We start from the raw sequence: 20,645 nt of genomic DNA, 5'->3' as shown, positions 1-20,645 counted from the left end.
TTCTCTTATTTTAATTGCCACTTTTGACAGCACTAATCGTCTGCAATAACTGCTTTGCAGTATATGGTTTAGCTAAAAAAGCTTTAACACCCATGTTATTGACTGTATTCACCTTTTCACTAGAAGCCAGTCCACTAACGGCAATAATTTTGACTCCAGGATTAATTTTTTGTAAGGTTCTGATTGTCGTGATTCCATCCATAGAGGGCATGACCATATCTGTCAAAACCACAGAGATTTCATTTTGATGTTCTGCATAAAGAGCGATCGCCTCAATACCATCACTAGCAGTTATCGCTTTGTAATTATAGCTTTCGAGAGATGTTTTCGTCACGTCTCGAATTGAATCTTCGTCGTCTACAACCAAAATCAATTCTCCATTACCGTTTGGTAATTCTGGATCTTGTTCTTTTGGAGTTTCGATTGCTTCTTGTGCTGGTAAAAACACCTTAAATTGACTGCCTTTACCGACTTCACTATACACATTCACAAAACCACCGTGGCTTTTGATAATGCCAAGTACAGTAGAAAGCCCAAGTCCTGTTCCTTTTCCTAAATCTTTCGTCGTGAAAAATGGTTCAAACATACGGTCTTTGATTTCCTGTGGAATACCAACTCCAGTATCAGTAACAGTCATGACAACATAAGAACCAACTCGAGCATCAAGATACATTTTGGCGTAATTTTGATCAACAACAAAATTCTCAGCCGAAATTATTAATTTCCCGCCATTGGGCATGGCATCGCGAGCATTAACGCATAAATTTATGAGGACTTGATGCAGTTGGGTTGCATCACCTAAAACTGTCCAAAGGTTTGGTGCTATCTGAGTGGAAATTTCAATAGATTTAGGAAAAGTTTCTTTAACAACTTGCTGAATTTCTCTGATTAAATGTTTTAATTGCAAAAGAGTGCGATCGCCCTCAATTCCGCGAGTAAAAGATAGCACTTGTTTAACCAAACTTGCTCCTCGTTTCGCATTAGATATCAATATTGGTAACAGTCTTTTACTCCGCGCATCATGCAGTTGCGATTCTAAAAGTTGAGCGGTCATTAAAATCGGTGCAAGAACGTTATTGAGGTCGTGGGCAATACCACTCGCTAAAGTTCCAATACTTTCCAAACGCTGAGCACGGAAAAATTGTGCTTCTAATTCTTTCTTTTGTGTGATATCAGTATTAACAACAAGAATTGATTGTCCTTGTTTATCAAACTCGCGTACCAATGTCCAGCGACTTTCAACGATAATTTCTTTATCAAATCTTGTTATCTGATGTAATTCGCCCTCCCAGGAACCATTTTTCAATAAAGTCTCAATCGCTTCTGGAAATTGTGCTATATCTTTCTCATACCAAAGTTCTGATGTATTTTTGCCAATCGCTTCAGTTGCCTTCCAAGCGTATAGTTTTTCAGCAGCTTTATTCCAAAATAAAATTTGATTTTTTAAATCGCGTACAAAAATGGCATCGGTTGCAACATCAAGTAGTGCGGCGTGTTCGCGAATTTTTTGTTCTGCTCGTTTGCGTTCAACTGCGTAACGAATAGAACGTTCAAGCATTGAAGCAGTCAGCTGACTTTTTTCTAAATAATCTGCTGCACCTGCTTTCATCGCCTCAATATCTATTTCCCTATCTCCCTTTCCTGTCAGTAAAATAATTGGAGAAGAGCAGCCTTTGGCAATTGCTTCACGTAACAGTTCCAGTCCATTACGCATCCCCAACCGATAATCTACAAGACAGACATCGTATTGGTTCTTAACAATTGCATCTATTGCGTTTTGATAACTATTGATCCATTCCAATTCGCCACAAGCGACTTGAAATTCACGGAACCAATCACGAGTTAAAACGTAGTCATCTTCATCATCATCAATCAGAAGAACTTTAAATGGACTTTCTTTCATTTTTTGCCTCCCTCTGCTTATAGCGGAAGTTCCACGATGTCAAACCAGTATTTTCCTATTGTTTTCATAACTTCCACCAAGGATGCGAAGGTCACAGGTTTGATAATGAATGAGTTTGCACCCAAATCATAGCTACTATAAACATCTTCTTCTGCCTTGGAGGTCGTTAGAATAACAACAGGAATTTGCCTTAAACGTGGATCAGCTTTTATCTCTCTAAGTGCCTCACGACCATCTTTTTTGGGCATATTTAAATCTAATAAAATTAAATTTGGTCGCGGTGCAGTACTTTTACTAGCATACATACCACGATGATAAAGATAATCCATTAACTCTTCACCATCGTTAACAATATGCAACTTATTTGCCAATCGACTTTCTGCCAACGCTTCGCGAGCTAACATACAGTCATCCTCATCATCATCAGCCATCAAAATAGTGATGGTTGTTTGCCGACCCTTCACTCTGCATTTTCTCCTTTGCGTTGGTTTTAGGATGAATTGATTATTAAATTGCAACAAATAATGAAAGTTAGATTATTTCGGATTTGACAACCCCTGGGGGTATGATAAACCCTTTCAAGGAAGAGCATATTGTGCAGGAGGATGCATTGGAAGTATGATTATAAATCTTGATCCTTGCCCTGGTGTACTTTGTGCCGAGATGCTCCCGTTGTGACGTTCAACAATTTTCCGGCAAATAGCCAAACCCATACCAGTTCCTTCATATTCGCTACGACCATGTAGGCGTTGAAAAACGTTGAAGATGCGGTCAAGATACTTTTCATCAAAGCCAATACCATTATCTTCGACAATAATTTGACAAGATTCCACAGTATCTTGATGATTTAATATCTGACTGTAAATTTTAACAATAGGTGCTTTATCTTTACGGCAGAATTTCAGAGCATTGCCGATGAGGTTTTGTAGCAATTGACGCATTTGGAGCGGATCAGCGTTAATAATAGGTAATTCGCTGATTTTCACATATGCCTCAGTTTGTTGGATACGTACTTCCAAATCAGACAAGACTTCCTGCGTAATTTGTGTCAAATCCACAGGCACAAAAGGCTGCCCTCTTGTCGTCACTCGCGAAAGTGTTAACAAATCTTCAATCAGGGCTTGCATTCTACGAGTTGCATTTTGCATGCGTTCTAAGTAATCAAGCCCCTGTTCTGTTAAAGCATGACTACAAGAGGCTTTCAAACGCTCGCCAAATGTTTTAATCTTACGCAATGGCTCTTGCAAATCGTGAGAGGCGATAAAGGCAAATTGTTGCAGTTCTTCATTGGAACGAGTCAGTTCTTGGCGTTGACGAGTTTCTTGTTCTAGAAGTTGAGCTTGTGCAAGGGCGATGCCTATTTGATCTCCCAACTGTCGCAAAAGTTCAGTTTCCCAGCTCGTCCATTGACGAGGACTAGTACACTGATGGGCAAGAAGCAGCCCCCAAAGTTGATTTTTCAAGAGAATTGGGACAATCAGGTTAGATATAACATTCAGTTTTTGTAGAAATTCCACGTAACAAGGCTCAATGCCAGCATGCTCGATATCACTAACGACATTAATCCGTCCATTGCGGTATTTATGGATGTAATCTTCGACGAAACAAGGATCATGAAGGTTTTGTCCGAGAACAGCAAGCACACCGGGAACCACAGCTTCTTGCACCACTATTCCAGAACCATCTGGAAGCAGCTGAAAAATAAGAACACGGTCAGCTTTTAGCAACTTTTGTAGCTCTGTGACGCTGGTTTGCAGGATATCATGAATTTGTAAGGACTGACGAATTTTTAAACTGACATCGGCAAACAATTGCGATCGCAAGTTCTGGCGCTGTAGTTCTTCTTGAACTCGCTTGCGTTCAGAAATGTCTATCATCGCCCCAATCATCCGTACTGACTGACCTGTGTTGTCATGAACAACATAACCGCGCTCAAAGATGTAAGCATAAGAACCGTCTACACGGCGAAAGCGATATTCATTTGACCAAAATTGTTCATTGCTGTTAATCACAGCATAAATATCAGAAACAATTCTCCCTCTATCGTCTGGGTGTATATGCTCATGCCACCAACTGACTTCACTTTTGACTTGCTCTGTTGAATAACCAAACAGAGTTTGCACGTTGTCATTCCAGCGTACCTGATCTGTCAGTAAATCCCAATCCCAGACGGCATCATTAGTCGCACGAGCGAGTATTTGAAAACGCTTTTCGCTTTCTTGCAGTTTTTCATCTGCCAGTTTGCGCTCAGTAATATCTGTACGGGAGCCTGCCATCCGTACGACTGTACCTTCATCATCCCACAGTGCTTGACCTCGATCCAAAATCCACTTGTAGCTACCGTCTTTACACCGGACTCGATATTCACTGATGTAAAAAGGAGTTTTCCTAGCAAAGTGGTCTTGAATCACTCGTGTTACCCAGGTAATATCATCTGGATGCACGCGACTTATCCATTCATCTAAATGATTGGTAATCTCATGCTCAGAGTAACCAAGCATTTCCTTCCAGCGAATCGAGAAGAAGACTTGATTCGTTTTAACATTCCAGTCCCAAATACCATCATTATTACCCCGCAAAGCTAATTGCCAGCGTTGCTCACTTTCTCTGAGGGCATCTTCGACTCTCTGACGCTCAATGGCTGTAGCCAGAACATTAGCAATAGCTTGTAGAAAATAAATGTCATCTTTGCTGAAGGCACGCTCTGTAGTTGTGTGTGCTCCTAAAACACCAAATGGACCTTCTTTACCATGAATGACAACCGACAAACCGCTGACGACTTGATGCTTATGCAGCAGATGAGGTCCCTTGAACCGTGTTTCTGTACGTAGATTATTGACAATTACTGGCTCTTGGGAAGACAAGGTATAACCAGCTTGAGAGTCCATTCCAGCACTGATAGTTGCATATCCTACAAGCCCTGGCTGCCAACCGATTCCCGCCCGTAGCAGTAAAGTGTTACTCTCGCTCGTGAGTTCCAAAACCTCGCAATACTCAACTTTAAGACTTTGAGCAACCAAGGCGACAGTTTCGTGCATGAGCGTTGTTAAGTCTATACCAGCTAGTGCCAATTGGCTAAGTTCTGCTATGAGTGCCTGTCGGTTAGCATAAACTTCTAACGCCTCCTCCGCTTGCTTACGTTTAGTAATATCCATCGCTATACCAGTCATCCGCACTGCTACCCCAAACGAATCACGAAAGACAACCCCTTTGCTTGCCAACCAACCAATATGATTGTCATGCCAAACAACACGAAATTCGATGTCGTACTTTGCTCCTTCCTGGAGAGTCTGCATCACCGAACGGTTGACAAAATCCCGATCTTGGGGATAAATATATTCTATAAAAGCTTCATACGTAGCACTTTCCAGGCCAAAGAGTACTTTGAGGTTATCCGACCAAGTCAATTGGTTATTCAAGATATCCCAGTCCCATGTACTCATGCTGGCTGCTTCTAATGCCATTCTAAGTTGCGCCTCCCGATTCTGCGCCTGCTGCGTTTGCTGTCGTAATTTCTGCATGGCGTGATAAGCTTCCAAAAGACGATGCACTCTTTGACGCAAAACTTGCCAGTTAATTGGCTTGGTAATGTAATCAACAGCACCAACAGCAAAAGCTTTTTCCACTGATACTGAGTCATCCAAACCAGTGATCATTAAAACAGGTATTTCCGTAGCGCCAAGTGTTTGCAATTGAGTGCAGCAGGTAAAGCCATCCATTATAGGCATCAAGGCATCCAGCAGCACTATATTTGGGTGTAATTTAATATACATTTCTAAGGCTTGCTCGCCATTGATTGCCTCTGCTACCTGATACCCTTCTTGTTGTAGCAAAGTCCGTAGTTGTAACCGCGTCAAAGCGTCGTCGTCTACAACCAGAATCAAATTAGCCATTAGATATTTGTGATCAGTTATTTGTTATCAGTGTAAGCGTTCTCATGGTGGGCTGACTTATTTTTCATGCGGACAATGCTTACTCCCTTCCCGCCAGAAGAATACCTAATTTAACGTAGACGCGCAGCGGCTTCCCGCAGGGTACCGCAAAGACGCGTTAGACGCGTTTGCGCAGCGCCCCCTTAGGGGCTAGCGGCGTGCCGAAGGCTAGGACACGGAGCGCGCAGCGTGCGCCCTTGGCGCATAGGAAGAAGAAAAAGAAGATAGGTAATCTTAGACCACCGAAGGGAGTAAGAAGACCACATAGTAGGAACACAGAACCCAGAATGCATCCCGATCAATAAGCGGGGATTTCAATAAGGATGCCTTGTGTCTCGTACCTTACATCTCGACACAAATCTTTATTTGTTTTCTACAAATTAATTTAAAAATCTTCTTTGCTTTCTGTAATCTTCCTATCTATCTGTATGCTTGGCATCCAAAAATTTGAGTTGCTGATAAAGACAAGAAATTTGCGGCAAATTCACTCCCACAGCTTGTGCCATTCGTAACGGATTACCGAAAATTGCTTCTACTTCCAAGGGACGACATTCGTCATAGTCAATTTTCATGCTGGTACGGTAGGGCTTCATCTTCACAGTGTAATCTAGCATTGTTTGAATGAAGCTTTTGGGAATAATGCAATTGCAACTCTTCGCCCCAGCCACCACCTCATACATCAGCTGTTCTACTAATTTGCGGGTGTGAACATTTGTCATTAATTCTGCCGTCGTCGCGTTGAGAATAACAGAAAGCCCATTATATGGAATGTTCCATACCAGTTTTTTCCAACGTGCTAGCAGCAAGTCTTCAGTTAATTCAATAAGGATACCAGCACTTTCAAAATCCTCACCAATTTGCCGCATTCGTTCTGTGATACCAGCTGGACAATACTCAGCTGCATATTCACCTAAGGTAATTTGTCCATAGTCCAAGTGGCAGATATGTCCTGGTCCTACTTTATTTGAACACAGAAAGCATAACCCACCAATCACCCTATCACTACCGACAATTTGAGCAACTTCCTTCTCAATTCCTAATCCATTCTGCAGCACCAGCACAACTCCATCACCCTTGACAATAGCAGGTAACAAAGTTGGTAGCAAATGGTTTTGTGTTGTCTTCAGTGCAATGACGACAACATCACATTGAGGTATCTTTTTCACATCGCAGTAAGCATTAACTTGCGGTAGGCTGAAGTCGCCGTCAACAGACTCAATAATTAAACCATTTTTGCTGACGTGTTCGTAGTCGCTACGCAGCAAAAAGTGGACATTCAAGCCAGCTTTTTGCAGTTTGGCACCGTAAAATCCACCTAATGCACCAGTTCCTAGTATGGCGTATGTGCGTTTGGACATGAAGGAAATCAATATATTTTCTGCTTCGTTACTTGATTTTAACTCCAAACAATTCCTCTAATAATTCGCTTGCTTGCTCTAGAGAATCCAACACTTTGTAAGCCAAACTTCTTATTTGAGCAGATGGCTGTTCTAAATCAGGAACCATAATCGTACACATCCGAGCTGATGAGGCTGCTTCGACACCAACAAAGGAGTCCTCGAAAACGACACATTCTTGAGGAGCAACATCAATTCTGCGACTGACTTCTAGAAAAATATCAGGGGCGGGTTTACCTTGAGCAACATTTTCGCTCGTGACAATTGTTGCAAAATTTTGATAAATACCAGCATTCATCAAACGTCGAGTTGTTCTGATTAAAGATGTTCCAGTTGCTAACCCAAGAATCACTCCAAAGGCACTTAGCTGATTTAACAATTCTAATGCACCTGGTTTTATAGGAAGACCTTCTTGCATTTCTCGATCATCGCCGATTTTAATGCGTTCCGCTTTCACTGACTCAAAAGGAAAGCTTGCGCCATATCTTCTTTTTAAAAATTTTTCCCGCCATGATAAGTCTCGACCGATAAACTCTTTGTATAAATCGTTGAAAAAATTGTCGCTCATCCCATAACCATGATTTTCTAAAGCTTTCTTCCAAGCCCATCGAGCAATACTTTCTGTGTCAAAAAGTAGACCATCCATGTCAAAAATTGCGGCTTTGAAATGTTGCGACATCTTAGGAACTTCCAATGATACGTTTAAGCGTTCATCGTTGATGCAATAGAGCATAAGCTTATACCTTATCAAGTCGTATTCCTAACTTCATCAGAAAATGCAACGATTCCTTAAACACTCAAATTTCCCGTACCTCTTCATCTAGTCGTAGCTGAGAAGTTTTTCTTAGATTTGTCGCCAAGAGCAAAATTGTTTTGACATGCTTGAACCCTCCCCGTGAGTATCAGCAGCGGGGAATCACGCCACATCAGAGTCTAGCTTTTCGTCTATTCTGCTGTATGATGTGAACCTTACTGCAAGGTTAACAAGTCCTTCCACACTTAAAAATTGTGATTTATTCAGGCAAAACCAATGAACCTCGTTATTCTCATTGCTGCACTCATTGTCGCGTTTTTAGTCTTCCGAGCTTTGCTGAGTCTATTACAAACAGCCCTCAGTACGGCGATCGCCATTTTTCTAATTGTCGTTATCTTGATGTTTTTTGGTTTCAGTCCTCAAGACTTGCTCCAAGAAATCAACAATTTACCTGAAATTCTCAACCAATTCATCACACAAGTGAAGAAAATACTAGGTTTGTGAGCAATCCCGACTTTTAGTCGGGACTTGCTGACTACTTTTCCCAAAACTTGAAATTAAAATTTCCAGGACGGCTACGAAAACGTCGAGTGGTTTTCCTGATTTGCCGTCTGGTTGGTCTTTCGCCAGCAATTTCAGCTTCAGTTTCTCTCGGTTCTTCTTGTGATAGTTGAGTTTTTGATTCTTCCTTGCTTTGCCACCAAGAAATCATCCAGCCTCCGCCTATACCGGCGATCGCACCCAGGAAAATACCCATAGGTGGTTGATACCCTGCAAACACAAACCCTAGTAAGAAAAATAACCAATACTTCAAGCCGGCATCAACACCTTCAGAGGTCGCTACTGTAGTTGCTTGTGGTCCACTTTTGGTTGATGCTGTCACCCACCCTAACGCGAAACCACCCAATACACCCAGAAATACACTCAGACCTGGGTCATATCCTGTACTCAAAAATACTAGTGTAAAAAATAACCCTAACAGAATTTGAGTGACGAAGTTTGGTGAAAAATTTAGCTTTGGTGCTGCCATAAGATGTAGCCTACCTATTCTTAAATGACATTCTTTAATTGTGCCTCTATTGGTTGAGTCGTATCCAGAATTTTTGCAAGTGATTTTTCTTTTTCTGTCAAAGGTTCAGCTTGCTGTAATTGAGACGCCAATAAATCAGCAGTTGCATCAGCAATATCACCAGTACGCTCATTTAGCCGTTGTTCCAAAACGGATGCTGGTGCGGTGCAAGAGATAATTTGCACCGGAAGTTGATGTTCAACAGCAGCGGCGATCGCCTCTTCACGTAAGTGCTGTTTATCATATTTGGCATCTAAAATCACCACATAACCTTCTTTTGCCAACAAAATTCCCAATTCCAACAGCCGTGCATAAGTTTTCTGAGTCATCTCGTTGCTGTATAACTCATCACCACCACGTTCCATTAACCCAATTCCCGCCAGATGTTTGCGCACAGCATCCGAACGCACGTGAATTGCTCCCACTTGACGAGCTAAATACCGCGCCGTTGTACTTTTACCAGAACCTGATAAACCCGACATCAAAATCAGTCGTCCTTGGCGGGGTTGTGTATACTCCCAAGCCTGCTTGTAATAATTCGCTGCTTTTTTTGTCGCCTCTTCCTTCACGGAAGCAGGTACACTTGGGTCATCTAATAAAAATGAAATCACCTTTGCCCGGACATAAGATTGACGGCTTAAATAGATAGGCAAGACTTGTAAACCTTCCCAATCGCCAGTCACCTCAAGATAAGTATTTAAATACGCATTACTCAAATCTGGACGTTGCTGAGCTTCCAAATCCATGACAGCATAAGCAATATCGAACATCACATCGACAAAGCGAAACGGCTCATTAAACTCAATACAGTCAAACAGCCAAATTTTATCTTTCCACAAACAAATATTTCCTAAGTGCAAATCCCCGTGACATTCTCGAATATAGTTATTTTGAATTCTCTTCTTGAAGAGTTCGCCACGTTGAGCAAAAAATTTATCTGTGTTTTGCTTTGTTTCCTCAAACTGCTTCTGTGTCTGGGGACCACCAATATACTTTTCCGTTTGCTCGTAATTTTCATCAAACGCAGCTCGAACTTGGTCCACCTCACCAAAAGAGCGAATGTAATCATTCGTTACAGTTTTGGTGTCATGATATTGAGCGACTACCCGTCCCAACTCTTCTACAAGTCCCTCATTTAATTGACCCTGCTCAAACATTTTGCTCAACAGCGTCTCATTGGGGAACTGGAGCATTTTCAGCACATATTCTACAGGTTCTCCTGTTCCTCCCAATTTGTACTGTTCTCCCTCTAGAGTAATAGGGAAGACTTCTAAATAAAGTTCTGCAGCGCCGCGCTGATTTAAACGCAACTCCTCGTGACAAAAATGTCCTCGCTTTTCTAAAGTTGAAAAATCTAAAAAGCCAAAATTCATCGGCTTTTTCACTTTATACGCATAATCTCCAGTCAACAGCACATAAGAAATATGCGTCTGAACCAATTCAATAGGTTCTTTCACCGGATGCGGATAAAACTCAGGCTGCAACATCTGCTGAATTAAAGGGGGAAGAGAAACTTCTGTCATCTTTTTTTCTGCGCCTCAACAATTTACGTAACAAAAAAACCAGAGGTGTGCCCCTGGTTTCTTCGGTAACTATATCAAACTTTAGCTTGCTTCGGTTACTGATTCTGTCTGTGTATCTGAACTCACTTGAGGAGGCAAAACAGTCACAACAAATTGACCAGGTTCACCCATATATTTAGTACCTGCAGGTAGGATAAGTTGCTCAACGCTCAAACTATCTCCTATCTGCATGTTAGTGACATCAACCTCAATCGCTTCAGGAATATTTTCCGGCGCACAACGCAGCGACAAGAGTGTGATTTGCGTGTCTAAGACACCACCTTCTAACTTCACACCTACAGGTTCTCCGACAAAACGTACAGGGACTTCCACATCAGCATCGCCGTGACCTGCAACAGCAAAAAAGCTGAGATGATAAGGGGTACGTTTTGCTGGATGAGACTGAACTTCCCGCAACAAGGTTTTGCCCCGCCAAGGAATATCAGTAACATTGAGGTCAATCAACGTGTTGTTAACCGAACCCTTGACGAGCAGACGCTCAACAACCTTAGCATCAATGACAAGAGCAATTGATTCGGTACCTTTATGACCGTACAAATTCGCGGGGATTTTTCCAGAAAGGCGCAAAGCATTGGGCTTACTACCTTCTGGCCGCTTCTGACAATCGACTGTTAGCTCCATTTTCCGATTTTAGATTTTGGATTTGAGATTTTGATACTATCACTTCGTACGGGAGACTCATTAAACGGAGCAATGCTCAATAAAACGGTGTAATTTATTGTTGTCTGAGTGAGAAGTGGTGCAAGCGGTATTTGGTGTTAACCTTCCACTTATCTGTCTAGACGCTGGTCAACTCCCATTGACCAGTTCCTTAAAAGTAGAATTTTTGGTATGCTTGGGGTCAAGCCATCCTAGCTCAACAGCATCAGTTAAACTCTTACCTAGTCCTTTCAAGAAACGCGCAGTACGACGCAATAACACTGCTTGAATTTCATCCGCTTTCATATAACGGTTAATTTCCTTATCTGTACCACGAGCAAGGATATTCAAAGCAGCATTTAGATCAGCCTGTAACACGACCCCAGTAAACCTGGTAAAGGTGTCTGAGTCACGCTTACCCAACAGAGTTCCTGTAACAGAGTCAACTTGCGACGTGTAACTAGCAGCAACCTCTGTGATAGTCGAATTACTCCAACTAGCCCATTTTTCTAAACTGTCCCGCAAGTAGCCTTTTACCCAGCTATTTAACTTGCCAGACATTGCTTTGGATTGACGTTTATTTTTGATGGGTTGTGTCAAATCCTCGGCATAAATTTTTAAAAATTTTTCTTCAAACAAAGACTTAGAAGCGAAGCCTATAAGACTTGCAATTGCGGATTGGTCTTTGTTGTAACGCTTATTTTCTGTCTTCCTGGTTAAGTTGTTTTTTAAAATTCTTGCAGACTTGGCAGGGTCATGTTGTTTTAAGTTGCGAGAAAGAGCAAATAACTTGCCGCGATTTCTGTTCTTGTTAGTTATACGATTTGACTTTTGAGTTAGCAGTTTACCTAAACCTGGACCATGTTCAGTCCCTTGAGAATCAATAAAAGCTTCAGTGTACCCCTTGTCGATACCAACTTCGGTGTTAATCGCTCCTGAGTCTTTAGTGTATTCTCCGAAATTGACTAAAAAATGAATCTCGAACTGCTCTAAGTTTTTGTCAAAAACAACTCGGATTTGTCCAGAGATTTTTCTATTACTGCAAACCTTTATCTTAATTCGCTTACCTCTGGTTAATCCCGCCAACTCTAACAGGTAAACATGCCGGTTAACGCGCTTACAGGAATAACCATCAGGTTGATAAACAATTTGATTCCCAACAAAAGTATGTCCCCGTTGAAACTCCTTCCTAACAATACGATGCAGAAAAGAATCGTCTAAAAACGCAGTACTTTTAAGCTTTTCTAAACATTGCTTTCTGACCTTCTCGTTCTTCTCGCCCTTGTATCTATTCCAAATATGTTTTTTAAGATTAGCGATAGTCGCAGCTTGCCCCGCAAGAATGGCTTTCGCAACATCGCTAACAATCCATTCCATAAGTTTAGACGGCAAGTTTAATGACTCTGGAGAACGAAAAGAACGCACTTCAGGATAAGCTTTGTGCCAATCCATTCCCCAGTGCCTAATACTTCCAAGCTTGTTGTAAGATTCTGCACGAACAATGGCTAAGCGTTCCATTATTTTTAGCAACTCTGCTTTTGACGCACTATCAACGCCACAAGCGGGAACCACTTGAGTTGACAACTTTTGAACTAAATTTTTTGGCTTACGTTTAACCATTGTTCTTTCCTCCTCTTATTAATGTTTTTGGGTGGTATCCATATCTTTTTTGAGCTTCCATTGGTGTTAAGTACATAATAGTGGAGTGTCTGTTTTGCTCCACTATATCCTAATTAATTCCGCTATCTAACCTTCTAGTTCCTCGGCACAAGGCATTGTACTCAGCCACAACTCTTATGCACTCAGCAATGAAGCGGGTGTGCCGTCAGGATGCAATAAAGCACGTTTTGGACCGTGGATGGGGTCTTCTACAATGATAGTTTGATCTCGACTCGCTCCTAAGGAGACGATCGCGATCGGGACTTCTGTCAATTCTGCCAAGAATTTTAAATAGTCTAGTGCTTGCCTTGGCAATTCTTCTAAAGAGCGGCAATCACTGGTTGAAGTTTGCCATCCTGGCATAGTTTTGTAGATCGGACGACACCGCGCAAATTTACGAGCGTTGCTAGGAAAGTGTTCGCAGCGTTCCCCATCAATTTCATAAGCAACACAAACTTTAATTTCCTCCAGTTCGTCGAGGACATCAAGTTTCGTAATTGCTAAACAGTCCATACCATTGATGCGGACAGCATAGCGACCGATAACAGCATCAAACCAGCCGCAACGTCGTTTGCGTCCAGTCGTTGTCCCAAATTCGGCACCACGCGTACCCAACACTTCTCCCATTTCCCCATCTATTTCTGTGGGGAAAGGTCCCTCACCTACCCGAGTGGTGTAAGCTTTCGCGACACCAATCACCCGGTCTATCATTGTCGGTCCTAGCCCTGTACCAACACAAGCCCCCCCTGCAACTGGGTTCGAGGAGGTGACATATGGATATGTCCCATGATCCAAGTCGAGAAGTGTACCTTGCGCTCCTTCAAACAAGATATTGCGCCGTCTTTGAACCGCATCGTATATTTTTAAAGATGTATCAACAACGTGTGGTCGTAGACGTTCCGCATACCCAAGGTACTCATCAATCACTTGTTTGGGGTCTAACAGTGGTACGTTGTAAAGCTTGTCTAAAAGGACGTTTTTGTAATGAATTGTCCACTCCAACTGTTCACGTAGTCCCTCAGGATCCATCAAATCTAAAACCCTGATACCAGTCCGTTCTGATTTATCAGCGTAGGTTGGACCAATTCCACGACCTGTTGTGCCAATTTTATGAGTTCCCCTGCGCTCCTCCGACGCCTGGTCAATCAATCGATGGTAAGGCATCGTCACATGAGCCGTCTCAGAAATGAGCAGATTGTCAGTGGAAATACCAAGTGCTTCTAATTGGTCAAGTTCTGCAATCAAAACCTGTGGATCTATAACTGTCCCACAGCCGATCATGCACTCGGTCTTTGGATACAAAATACCAGAGGGAATCAAGTGCAGTTTGAAGGTTTGACCCTTGACTACAATTGTGTGTCCGGCATTGACGCCCCCCTGGTAACGTACAACAACATCTGCGGAGCGGCTGAGTAAGTCTGTTATTTTACCTTTTCCTTCATCGCCCCACTGGGCACCTATAACAATTACGTTAGCCAAGTGTTTATTAAAAAACTAAAGTTTGCACAAAAAACCATTTTTAGCAAAATTAAGGACTTTTGTCAAGTCTTCAATAGATGTGAGATAAGAAAGTCTCATCAAATGTCCTACACCAATAGCTTGTTTTTTTATTTGTTAGTGTTAATAATAATTAAAATTTTTAGTTGTGTTAGAAGGCCGCTATGACTCTATACGCAGAATTACATCGGCATCTGGGCGGTTCGGTTGTACCTCGTATTTTATGGCGGTACTTTGAACGTCAGTCGCCTGAGTTGATTTCCCGCTTTGCTGACTATGCAGCATTTGAAGACTTTTACACGCGTCCACGCAACACTCTAGACGAGTATCTGGAGTTGCATACCTTGGTAGAAAGCGTGCAAACTCTAGAGACTTTGCCTTACTTCATCTACCGCCTACTCAGGGGTGCCTACATCTTTGAAAATTTGGCTTATCTAGAGTTGCGCTATACCCCTTATCTACGAACACCAGAACATCTGAGTCAATCCCAGAGAATTGACATGATGGCAGAAATTGTGGAAGTTGTGGGTAAAGCAAGCATTCTCCCAGAATATCCGATTGTCACAAGCCAAATTCTCTGTATGCACTCGCGCCTACCGTTTGAGGTGAATAAGGCGATTGTTGATTTGGCAGCGCAAAACAGACAATATGTTTGTGCGATCGATGTCGCTGGGGGAGATAGTTATTCTAAAGAGCGCATAGACGAATGGATAAGTTTGTATGATTATGCGCGATCGCTTGGACTCAACACCACAGGACACCTTTATGAAACGACAGCCGGATGCGATCCCCAACTTTTACCGTATCTCATGCGGATTGGTCACGGTATCCAAATTCCTTTACTGTATCCCGAATTGCTCAAAGATGTCGCTCTGCGAGGTCAGTGTTTGGAAGTTTGCCCCACAACGTACCTAAAAACTGGTACTTTACAAGATATACGTCAACTCAAGACAGTATTTGACCGTTGCTTTGAAGCAGGAGTAGACATTGCCATTTGTACTGATAATGCTGGCTTGCACAATGTCCGTCTACCGTTCGAGTATGAGAATCTCTTAACTTACGACATTATTAACTTTGAACAGCTACGAGCTTGTCAAGATGCAGCATTCCGTCATGCTTTTGCTTGGCCTTACAGACAACGCCCAGTCTCTCTGCTAAATGGGTTGCTCAACCCGCAACCCACTAAAACCCTAGCTATGATAGAATCATGAACTATCACAAAGGTTTGACCAAAATCAGGTAACAGTTAAATCAGTTAAATCAGTTAACAGTTATCAGTTTTTTGTGTACTGTTAACTGATAACTGTTAACTGTTATACTTCTTCTGTGGAACCACCAGCTGCTTTCCAAGCAGAAAAACCACCAGTCAGTTCTGATACACGAGAAAATCCTGCATCACGCAATGTTTTTGCTGCACTAGCTGATTGCTCGTCACTGTCACCGTAAATATAGATATCGCGTTCTTTCGCGAGAGTTGTTGTTGCTCTTTTTACAAGTTCGTCTACGGGAAGTGGAATTGCTCCTGAAATGTGTCCTTGATTGTAGCTTTGACGTGTACGCACATCTACAATGGTGAAAGCTGGTTGCCCCCACTGCAAACGAGACTTTAAGTCATGTGCATCGGTTTGGGGTGTGAAGTTTCCTAATAGTAAGTTGGTCATACGCATTTCCCATTTTTGACATCTCCTGAAATCTATCAAAAAAGCGATTTTTTTCTTGTTTTTTTCAAAATTAATACATATTTCGAGATTTATGTTTAAGCTTCAATAAATTAAATTAAGTATCTTAAAGCAATACAAAGTTATACAAAGTTGAAGAAATTCTTAAAAATTTACCCCTTAAGTCAACCTTGACGATCTATCACACGCACACTTTGCACTGACAAAATTCAATGATGGTACAAAATTTTCATTTTGAATTTTGAATTTTCGTAGAGTGCAAGGACGCAGTCCATTTTGAATTCCCCTACACTGTAATTTATGACGTCAACTATTTATGCTTTACCAGCAGAAGTCGTACATCTAATTACAGCCGGAGAGGTTATCGACTCTTTAGCCTCCGTAGTACGAGAATTGGTAGAAAATTCCCTTGATGCAGGTGCGACACGAATTGTTGTTTCATTATGGCCGCAGCAATGGCGTGTACGTGTGGCAGATAATGGCTATGGAATGACTTTAGAAGACTTACAAAAAGCAGCAACGGCACACAGTACCAGTAAAATCAGCAGTTGTGCAGATTTGTGGAAAATTACGAGTTTAGGGTTTCGTGGAGAAGCCTTGCATAGTCTGACAACTCTGGCAGATTTAGAAATATTGAGTCGTCCACTCGGTGGAGATGTGGGAGTGCGAGTTGTCTATGGCTACGCGGGAGAAAGATTGTATGTGGAAGCTTGTGCGATCGCCCCCGGTACAGTTGTCACAGTCTCAAATCTCTTTGGAAATTGTTCTGGTCGTCGTGAGGCATTGCCAACACTAGCACAGCAAATGAAAGCAGTGCAAGCAACAATTTACCAAATCGCCTTGTGTCATCCTCATGTTACCTGGCAAGTCTGGCAAAATGACCGAGAGTGGTTTAGTCTATGTTCCGCCACGTCAATAGGACAACTGCTACCCCAGATTCTACATCAAGTTAAAGAAGCTGATTTACAAGAGTTAAAGCTGGAAATACCTCATCCTGAGAATTCAGAACTTAGAATTCAAAACTCAGCACTCCATTTAGTGATAGGATTACCAGATAGATGTCATCGTCATCGTCCAGACTGGGTACGAGTTGCTGTGAATGGAAGAATGGTGAAGTCATCAGAATTAGAGCAGACTATCTTGTCAGGATTTTATCGGACATTACCACGCGATCGCTTTCCTGTCTGTTTGCTACATCTGTTCATTTCCCCGGAGTATATCAACTGGAATCGTAATCCGGCAAAATCAGAAATTTATCTTAACCAACTGAGTTATTGGCAAGAACAAATTAGTACGGCGATCGCACAAGCACTCCGTATCAATTCTACATCTGTTAAAGACGCTGTTCACACAACGCGAGTTGGTAAATTACTCAAAGCTGCAGAAGAAAAAGGCGGATACAACCTCAATCGTTCTCTTCCCAGTGAAGAACACAAAACGGATGAACAGACATCGCATACAACATCTCTACAACTCAAAGCTGTTGCTCAAGTTAATAACACTTATATCGTCGCAGAACATCCTGGTGGAGTGTGGTTAGTGGAACAGCACATTGCCCATGAACGAGTTTTGTACGAGCAATTGTGCGATAATTGGAAAATTATTCCTATCGAACCCCCAGTCATTCTTTATCAATTATCTCCCGCTCAAGTCTCGCAACTGCAACGAATTGGTTTAGATATAGAAACCTTTGGTGAGCAACTTTGGGCAGTTCGCAGCGTACCCGCACTTTTACAACAACGAGACGACTGTGCAGATGCGATTTTAGAACTGAGTTGGGGAGGTGACTTACAAGCAGCACAAGTCGCAGTTGCCTGTCGCAGTGCTATTCGCAATGGTACAACCTTAAGTTTACAACAAATGCAAACACTTTTAGATGAATGGCAACGCACGCGCAACCCGCGTACTTGTCCGCATGGACGCCCAATTTATTTATCTTTGGAAGAGTCGGCTTTGGCGCGTTTTTTCAAACGTCATTGGGTGATTGGCAAAAGTCACGGGATTTAACAGTTAACAGTTATCAGTTATCAGTTATCTGCCTGCTTGTTGTTACTCCCGCAGTTGCTGTTGTTAGTTCCGCAGTTGTTGTTGTTAGTTCCGCAGTTGTTGTTGTTAGTTCCGCAATTGCTGTTGTTAATCCCGCAATTGCTGTTGTTAATCCCGCAATTGCTGTTGTTAATCCCGCAGTTGTTGTTGTTAATCCCGCAATTGCTGTTGTTAGTTCCGCAATTGCTGTTGTTAGTTCCGCAGTTGCTGTTGTTAGTTCCGCAATTGCTGTTGTGGCAAACGCTTATGGATTCGTAACCACAGATTAAACAAAACTTATGAATTAACATGGTTCAGATAGGATGACTTGCCCAGCCCCAAGATTGATAGAGATGTTGTACTGCAACGTCTCTACACACGCTTCTTCAAGAAGTCGGAAATCTGAATCAGAAAAATCGGGCAAAATACTAAGTAATTTTCCTAAAATAAAGCTAGAAAAGCAAAAATCAGCCAACAAATGTTGACAAACTATATTCAAGCAGCTTTGCAACGAGCTACTTATGAAATTTTAGATGATGGCACTTTTTATGCAGAAGTACCTGGACTACAAGGATTATACGCCAATGCTCAAATCAGTAGAGACGAATGGGAAGCACTTTAAAAAATATCGGGCTTGTTACCATCTGCATCAATTCCCTATTTCTCGTTCCCATGCTCAGCATGGGAATGCCTACAACGAGGCTCTGCCTCGCTATGATTATATTGAGGCAGAGCCTCAAGTTATGCATTCCTTGCTAGAAGCAAGGAACGAGAAATAACTGTGTACTGTGTACTGTGTACTGTTTCACCGCGCATTGCCAATGAGGACAAAAGGTGACCAATAATAAGGATGACGCTCAATTAGCTTCAGCTTAGCTTTTTGCAGTGCTTCCCCTTTACTCATACCCAGCTTAATATTTTTATAAAACTCAATCATCAACTCCTGCGTTGCTTTATCCTCAACCGCCCACAAAGAAGCCATCACTGCTTTAGCACCAGCACGCTCAAATATGTAAGCAACACCGATAATTCCTTCGTTGTCAGAATTGGTTTCTTGAGCAGTTTGACAAGCGCTGAGAGTCAGCAGTTGCGTACCTTGTAATCCTAAACGCGCAGCATCAGCAATATTAAATTGAGTGTCAGCAAATAGTAATGTGTTCTTTTTTAAGTTCAACTTTTTACAATCTTGGTTTTGGAAGCAGCCGTGAGTTGCTAAATGCAATAGAGGAAAGCGGGAAGCGTAAGTTTTGAAGTTGTTGAGGGTAGCGTTGTTGCCGAGGTAAGCTTGACTTGTGGGAAAGAGTTGCGTTATATTTTTAACTTCTTCCTCTGCGCCTGGTAAATTGTGTGGAACGCGAGGTACAGGATTCCCAAATGCTAAAACAGCTTGTTGTGGATTTACAAGCTTTTGCGCTGTCGATGATTCTAACGATGATTCTAAGGAACGAGTAGAAATGCGAGTCAGATAGTTGACAGGATATTTCTGGATTAAAAATTCTTGTTTTTGTTTGTCGTAAAGAGTTTCAAAAGGAAGGTTGCGTAGTTTGCCACTCGTGATAATACTTAGCTCTTTGGGAGACAAAGCCTGAATTTCTTTCTCCACAGGGCGAATCAGGATATCGTAGAGGGGACCGCTACCAGTTTCAATGTAGCTATCATCACCCTCATTTTGCACCTGTTTGAGGTAGTCGGCGAGAAGTTTATTAAATTTAGTGTACTTAATCGGTGTTTTAACAACATTCAAATGGTCTTTGGTTAAAACAAAGATGGCGATGGAATTCCCCAGTAAGACTGGTTGAACAACAACTGTTCCTGCTGGGATAGAAGATTTCAGCTTTTCAATATCTGGGGGCGTGGTTTCAAACAGTTCTGCAACTTCAGGAAAATCCTCGGAAATACGTTCAGCATCTTTGTAAACTTGTGCTTGTAATTGCTGAACTTGTTTAGATAATTCCTCAGAAAAGTTATCTTTTAGTTTTTGTCGCAAAGCTTCGAGTTGTTGATTTTGCCTATTCCACTTGTCAAGCCTTGGCTGTACTTGTGGATTGGTAACTTTGGCGTTAATCAAGCGAGTGTAATCAGCTAACTCAGCGGTGGTGAATAAGTTAACCCATTCAAAAGCTTTGGCATATTGTTTCTGCTGTATGAGGACATCAACTAGATCAGCACTCCAATCGTTATCCTCAAGAAACTTTTGACGATATTGCCGTTGTAAACCTTGGCGCATTTCCAAGATAATAGTCAGAGATTTCTCTAAATATGAAATGGCATCAGTAGGTCGATTTGTATCACGGTACAATATACCAATATTACTTAAAGTTACAGCAACGCCTGTGCGATCGCCGACGGAGCGGAATCGGGGCAGTGATTGGTTGTAGAATTTGAGTGCTTGTTGCTTTTGTCCTAAAGCGTCGTACACTCCACCGATGTTATTCAGGGTAGCTGCAACGCCCGTGCGATCGCCGACAGCGCGGAATAGGGGCAGTGATTGGTTGTAGAATTTGAGTG

General features: G+C 42.0%; 17 protein-coding genes. 5 read left to right on the top strand and 12 right to left on the bottom strand.

What is annotated here, in order from left to right; all coding sequences use genetic code 11:
- Window positions 1–10: 10 nt before the first annotated feature.
- The 5 genes from DP117_RS04400 to DP117_RS04380 form a co-directional block, all read right to left on the bottom strand.
- Window positions 11–1,903 carry a hybrid sensor histidine kinase/response regulator gene (locus DP117_RS04400; protein WP_169217120.1) on the bottom strand — a complete coding sequence of 631 codons (1,893 nt, stop codon included), beginning with the start codon at window positions 1,901–1,903 and terminating at the stop codon, window positions 11–13.
- Between the two features lie 17 nt (window positions 1,904–1,920).
- On the bottom strand, window positions 1,921–2,367 hold the full coding sequence (locus tag DP117_RS04395; protein ID WP_339381384.1) for a response regulator: 447 nt from the start codon (window positions 2,365–2,367) through the stop codon (window positions 1,921–1,923).
- 114 nt (window positions 2,368–2,481) lie between these two features.
- Window positions 2,482–5,796 carry a PAS domain-containing protein gene (locus tag DP117_RS04390; protein ID WP_169217119.1) on the bottom strand — a complete coding sequence of 1,105 codons (3,315 nt, stop codon included), beginning with the start codon at window positions 5,794–5,796 and terminating at the stop codon, window positions 2,482–2,484.
- A 455-nt stretch (window positions 5,797–6,251) separates the two neighbouring features.
- Window positions 6,252–7,193 carry a putative 2-dehydropantoate 2-reductase gene (locus DP117_RS04385; RefSeq protein ID WP_169217118.1) on the bottom strand — a complete coding sequence of 314 codons (942 nt, stop codon included), beginning with the start codon at window positions 7,191–7,193 and terminating at the stop codon, window positions 6,252–6,254.
- A 28-nt stretch (window positions 7,194–7,221) separates the two neighbouring features.
- The gene (locus DP117_RS04380) at window positions 7,222–7,911 is read right to left on the bottom strand and encodes an HAD family phosphatase (protein WP_169217117.1); all 690 of its coding nucleotides are present in this window, start codon (window positions 7,909–7,911) and stop codon (window positions 7,222–7,224) included.
- Between the two features lie 351 nt (window positions 7,912–8,262).
- On the opposite strand from DP117_RS04380, the gene DP117_RS04375 reads away from it, so the two are divergent.
- Window positions 8,263–8,490: a hypothetical protein gene (locus DP117_RS04375; protein WP_169217116.1), complete on the top strand. Its 228-nt coding sequence runs from the start codon at window positions 8,263–8,265 to the stop codon at window positions 8,488–8,490.
- Between the two features lie 31 nt (window positions 8,491–8,521).
- Here the strand turns inward: DP117_RS04375 and DP117_RS04370 are convergent, their stop codons facing one another.
- From DP117_RS04370 to DP117_RS04350, 5 genes are all read right to left on the bottom strand, one after another.
- Window positions 8,522–9,016, bottom strand: a complete 495-nt coding sequence (locus DP117_RS04370) for a hypothetical protein (RefSeq protein ID WP_169217115.1) — start codon at window positions 9,014–9,016, stop codon at window positions 8,522–8,524.
- A 20-nt stretch (window positions 9,017–9,036) separates the two neighbouring features.
- Window positions 9,037–10,578, bottom strand: coding sequence for an AAA family ATPase (locus DP117_RS04365; RefSeq protein ID WP_169217114.1), 1,542 nt, complete (start codon window positions 10,576–10,578; stop codon window positions 9,037–9,039).
- Window positions 10,579–10,659: 81 nt separating this feature from the next.
- Window positions 10,660–11,259 (bottom strand): 50S ribosomal protein L25/general stress protein Ctc, encoded by a 600-nt coding sequence (locus DP117_RS04360; RefSeq protein ID WP_169217113.1) that lies wholly within the window; start codon window positions 11,257–11,259, stop codon window positions 10,660–10,662.
- Window positions 11,260–11,427: 168 nt separating this feature from the next.
- Window positions 11,428–12,897 carry a zinc ribbon domain-containing protein gene (locus DP117_RS04355; RefSeq protein WP_169217112.1) on the bottom strand — a complete coding sequence of 490 codons (1,470 nt, stop codon included), beginning with the start codon at window positions 12,895–12,897 and terminating at the stop codon, window positions 11,428–11,430.
- A 174-nt stretch (window positions 12,898–13,071) separates the two neighbouring features.
- The gene (locus DP117_RS04350; protein ID WP_169217111.1) at window positions 13,072–14,415 is read right to left on the bottom strand and encodes an adenylosuccinate synthase; all 1,344 of its coding nucleotides are present in this window, start codon (window positions 14,413–14,415) and stop codon (window positions 13,072–13,074) included.
- A gap of 182 nt (window positions 14,416–14,597) precedes the next feature.
- Here DP117_RS04350 and DP117_RS04345 point away from each other — a divergent pair, with 182 nt between their 5' ends.
- Window positions 14,598–15,644: an adenosine deaminase gene (locus tag DP117_RS04345; RefSeq protein WP_169217110.1), complete on the top strand. Its 1,047-nt coding sequence runs from the start codon at window positions 14,598–14,600 to the stop codon at window positions 15,642–15,644.
- Between the two features lie 102 nt (window positions 15,645–15,746).
- Here DP117_RS04345 and DP117_RS04340 read toward each other — a convergent pair whose 3' ends face one another.
- On the bottom strand, window positions 15,747–16,100 hold the full coding sequence (locus DP117_RS04340) for a rhodanese-like domain-containing protein (RefSeq protein ID WP_248277524.1): 354 nt from the start codon (window positions 16,098–16,100) through the stop codon (window positions 15,747–15,749).
- A 312-nt stretch (window positions 16,101–16,412) separates the two neighbouring features.
- Between DP117_RS04340 and mutL the strand changes: the two genes are divergently transcribed.
- The 3 genes from mutL to DP117_RS04325 all read left to right on the top strand — a co-directional run bounded on the left by mutL (window position 16,413) and on the right by DP117_RS04325 (window position 18,759).
- Complete coding sequence (gene mutL, locus DP117_RS04335) at window positions 16,413–18,119, top strand: DNA mismatch repair endonuclease MutL (RefSeq protein WP_169217108.1); 1,707 nt, start codon at window positions 16,413–16,415, stop codon at window positions 18,117–18,119.
- Complete coding sequence (locus DP117_RS04330; protein WP_169217107.1) at window positions 18,089–18,427, top strand: hypothetical protein; 339 nt, start codon at window positions 18,089–18,091, stop codon at window positions 18,425–18,427. Before mutL ends, DP117_RS04330 begins: the two co-directional genes overlap by 31 nt.
- Window positions 18,428–18,615: 188 nt before the next feature.
- The gene (locus DP117_RS04325; RefSeq protein WP_248277523.1) at window positions 18,616–18,759 is read left to right on the top strand and encodes a hypothetical protein; all 144 of its coding nucleotides are present in this window, start codon (window positions 18,616–18,618) and stop codon (window positions 18,757–18,759) included.
- Between the two features lie 183 nt (window positions 18,760–18,942).
- Here DP117_RS04325 and DP117_RS04320 read toward each other — a convergent pair.
- The coding region (locus DP117_RS04320; protein ID WP_169217106.1) for a CHAT domain-containing protein at window positions 18,943–20,645 on the bottom strand (1,703 nt) is incomplete at its 5' end.

It is taken from the genome of Brasilonema sp. UFV-L1 (genome assembly GCF_012912105.1).
In the GTDB taxonomy this organism is placed as follows: domain Bacteria; phylum Cyanobacteriota; class Cyanobacteriia; order Cyanobacteriales; family Nostocaceae; genus Brasilonema.
Note: the sequence above shows the minus strand (reverse complement) of the source record. Positions and strands in the feature narration are given on the sequence as shown.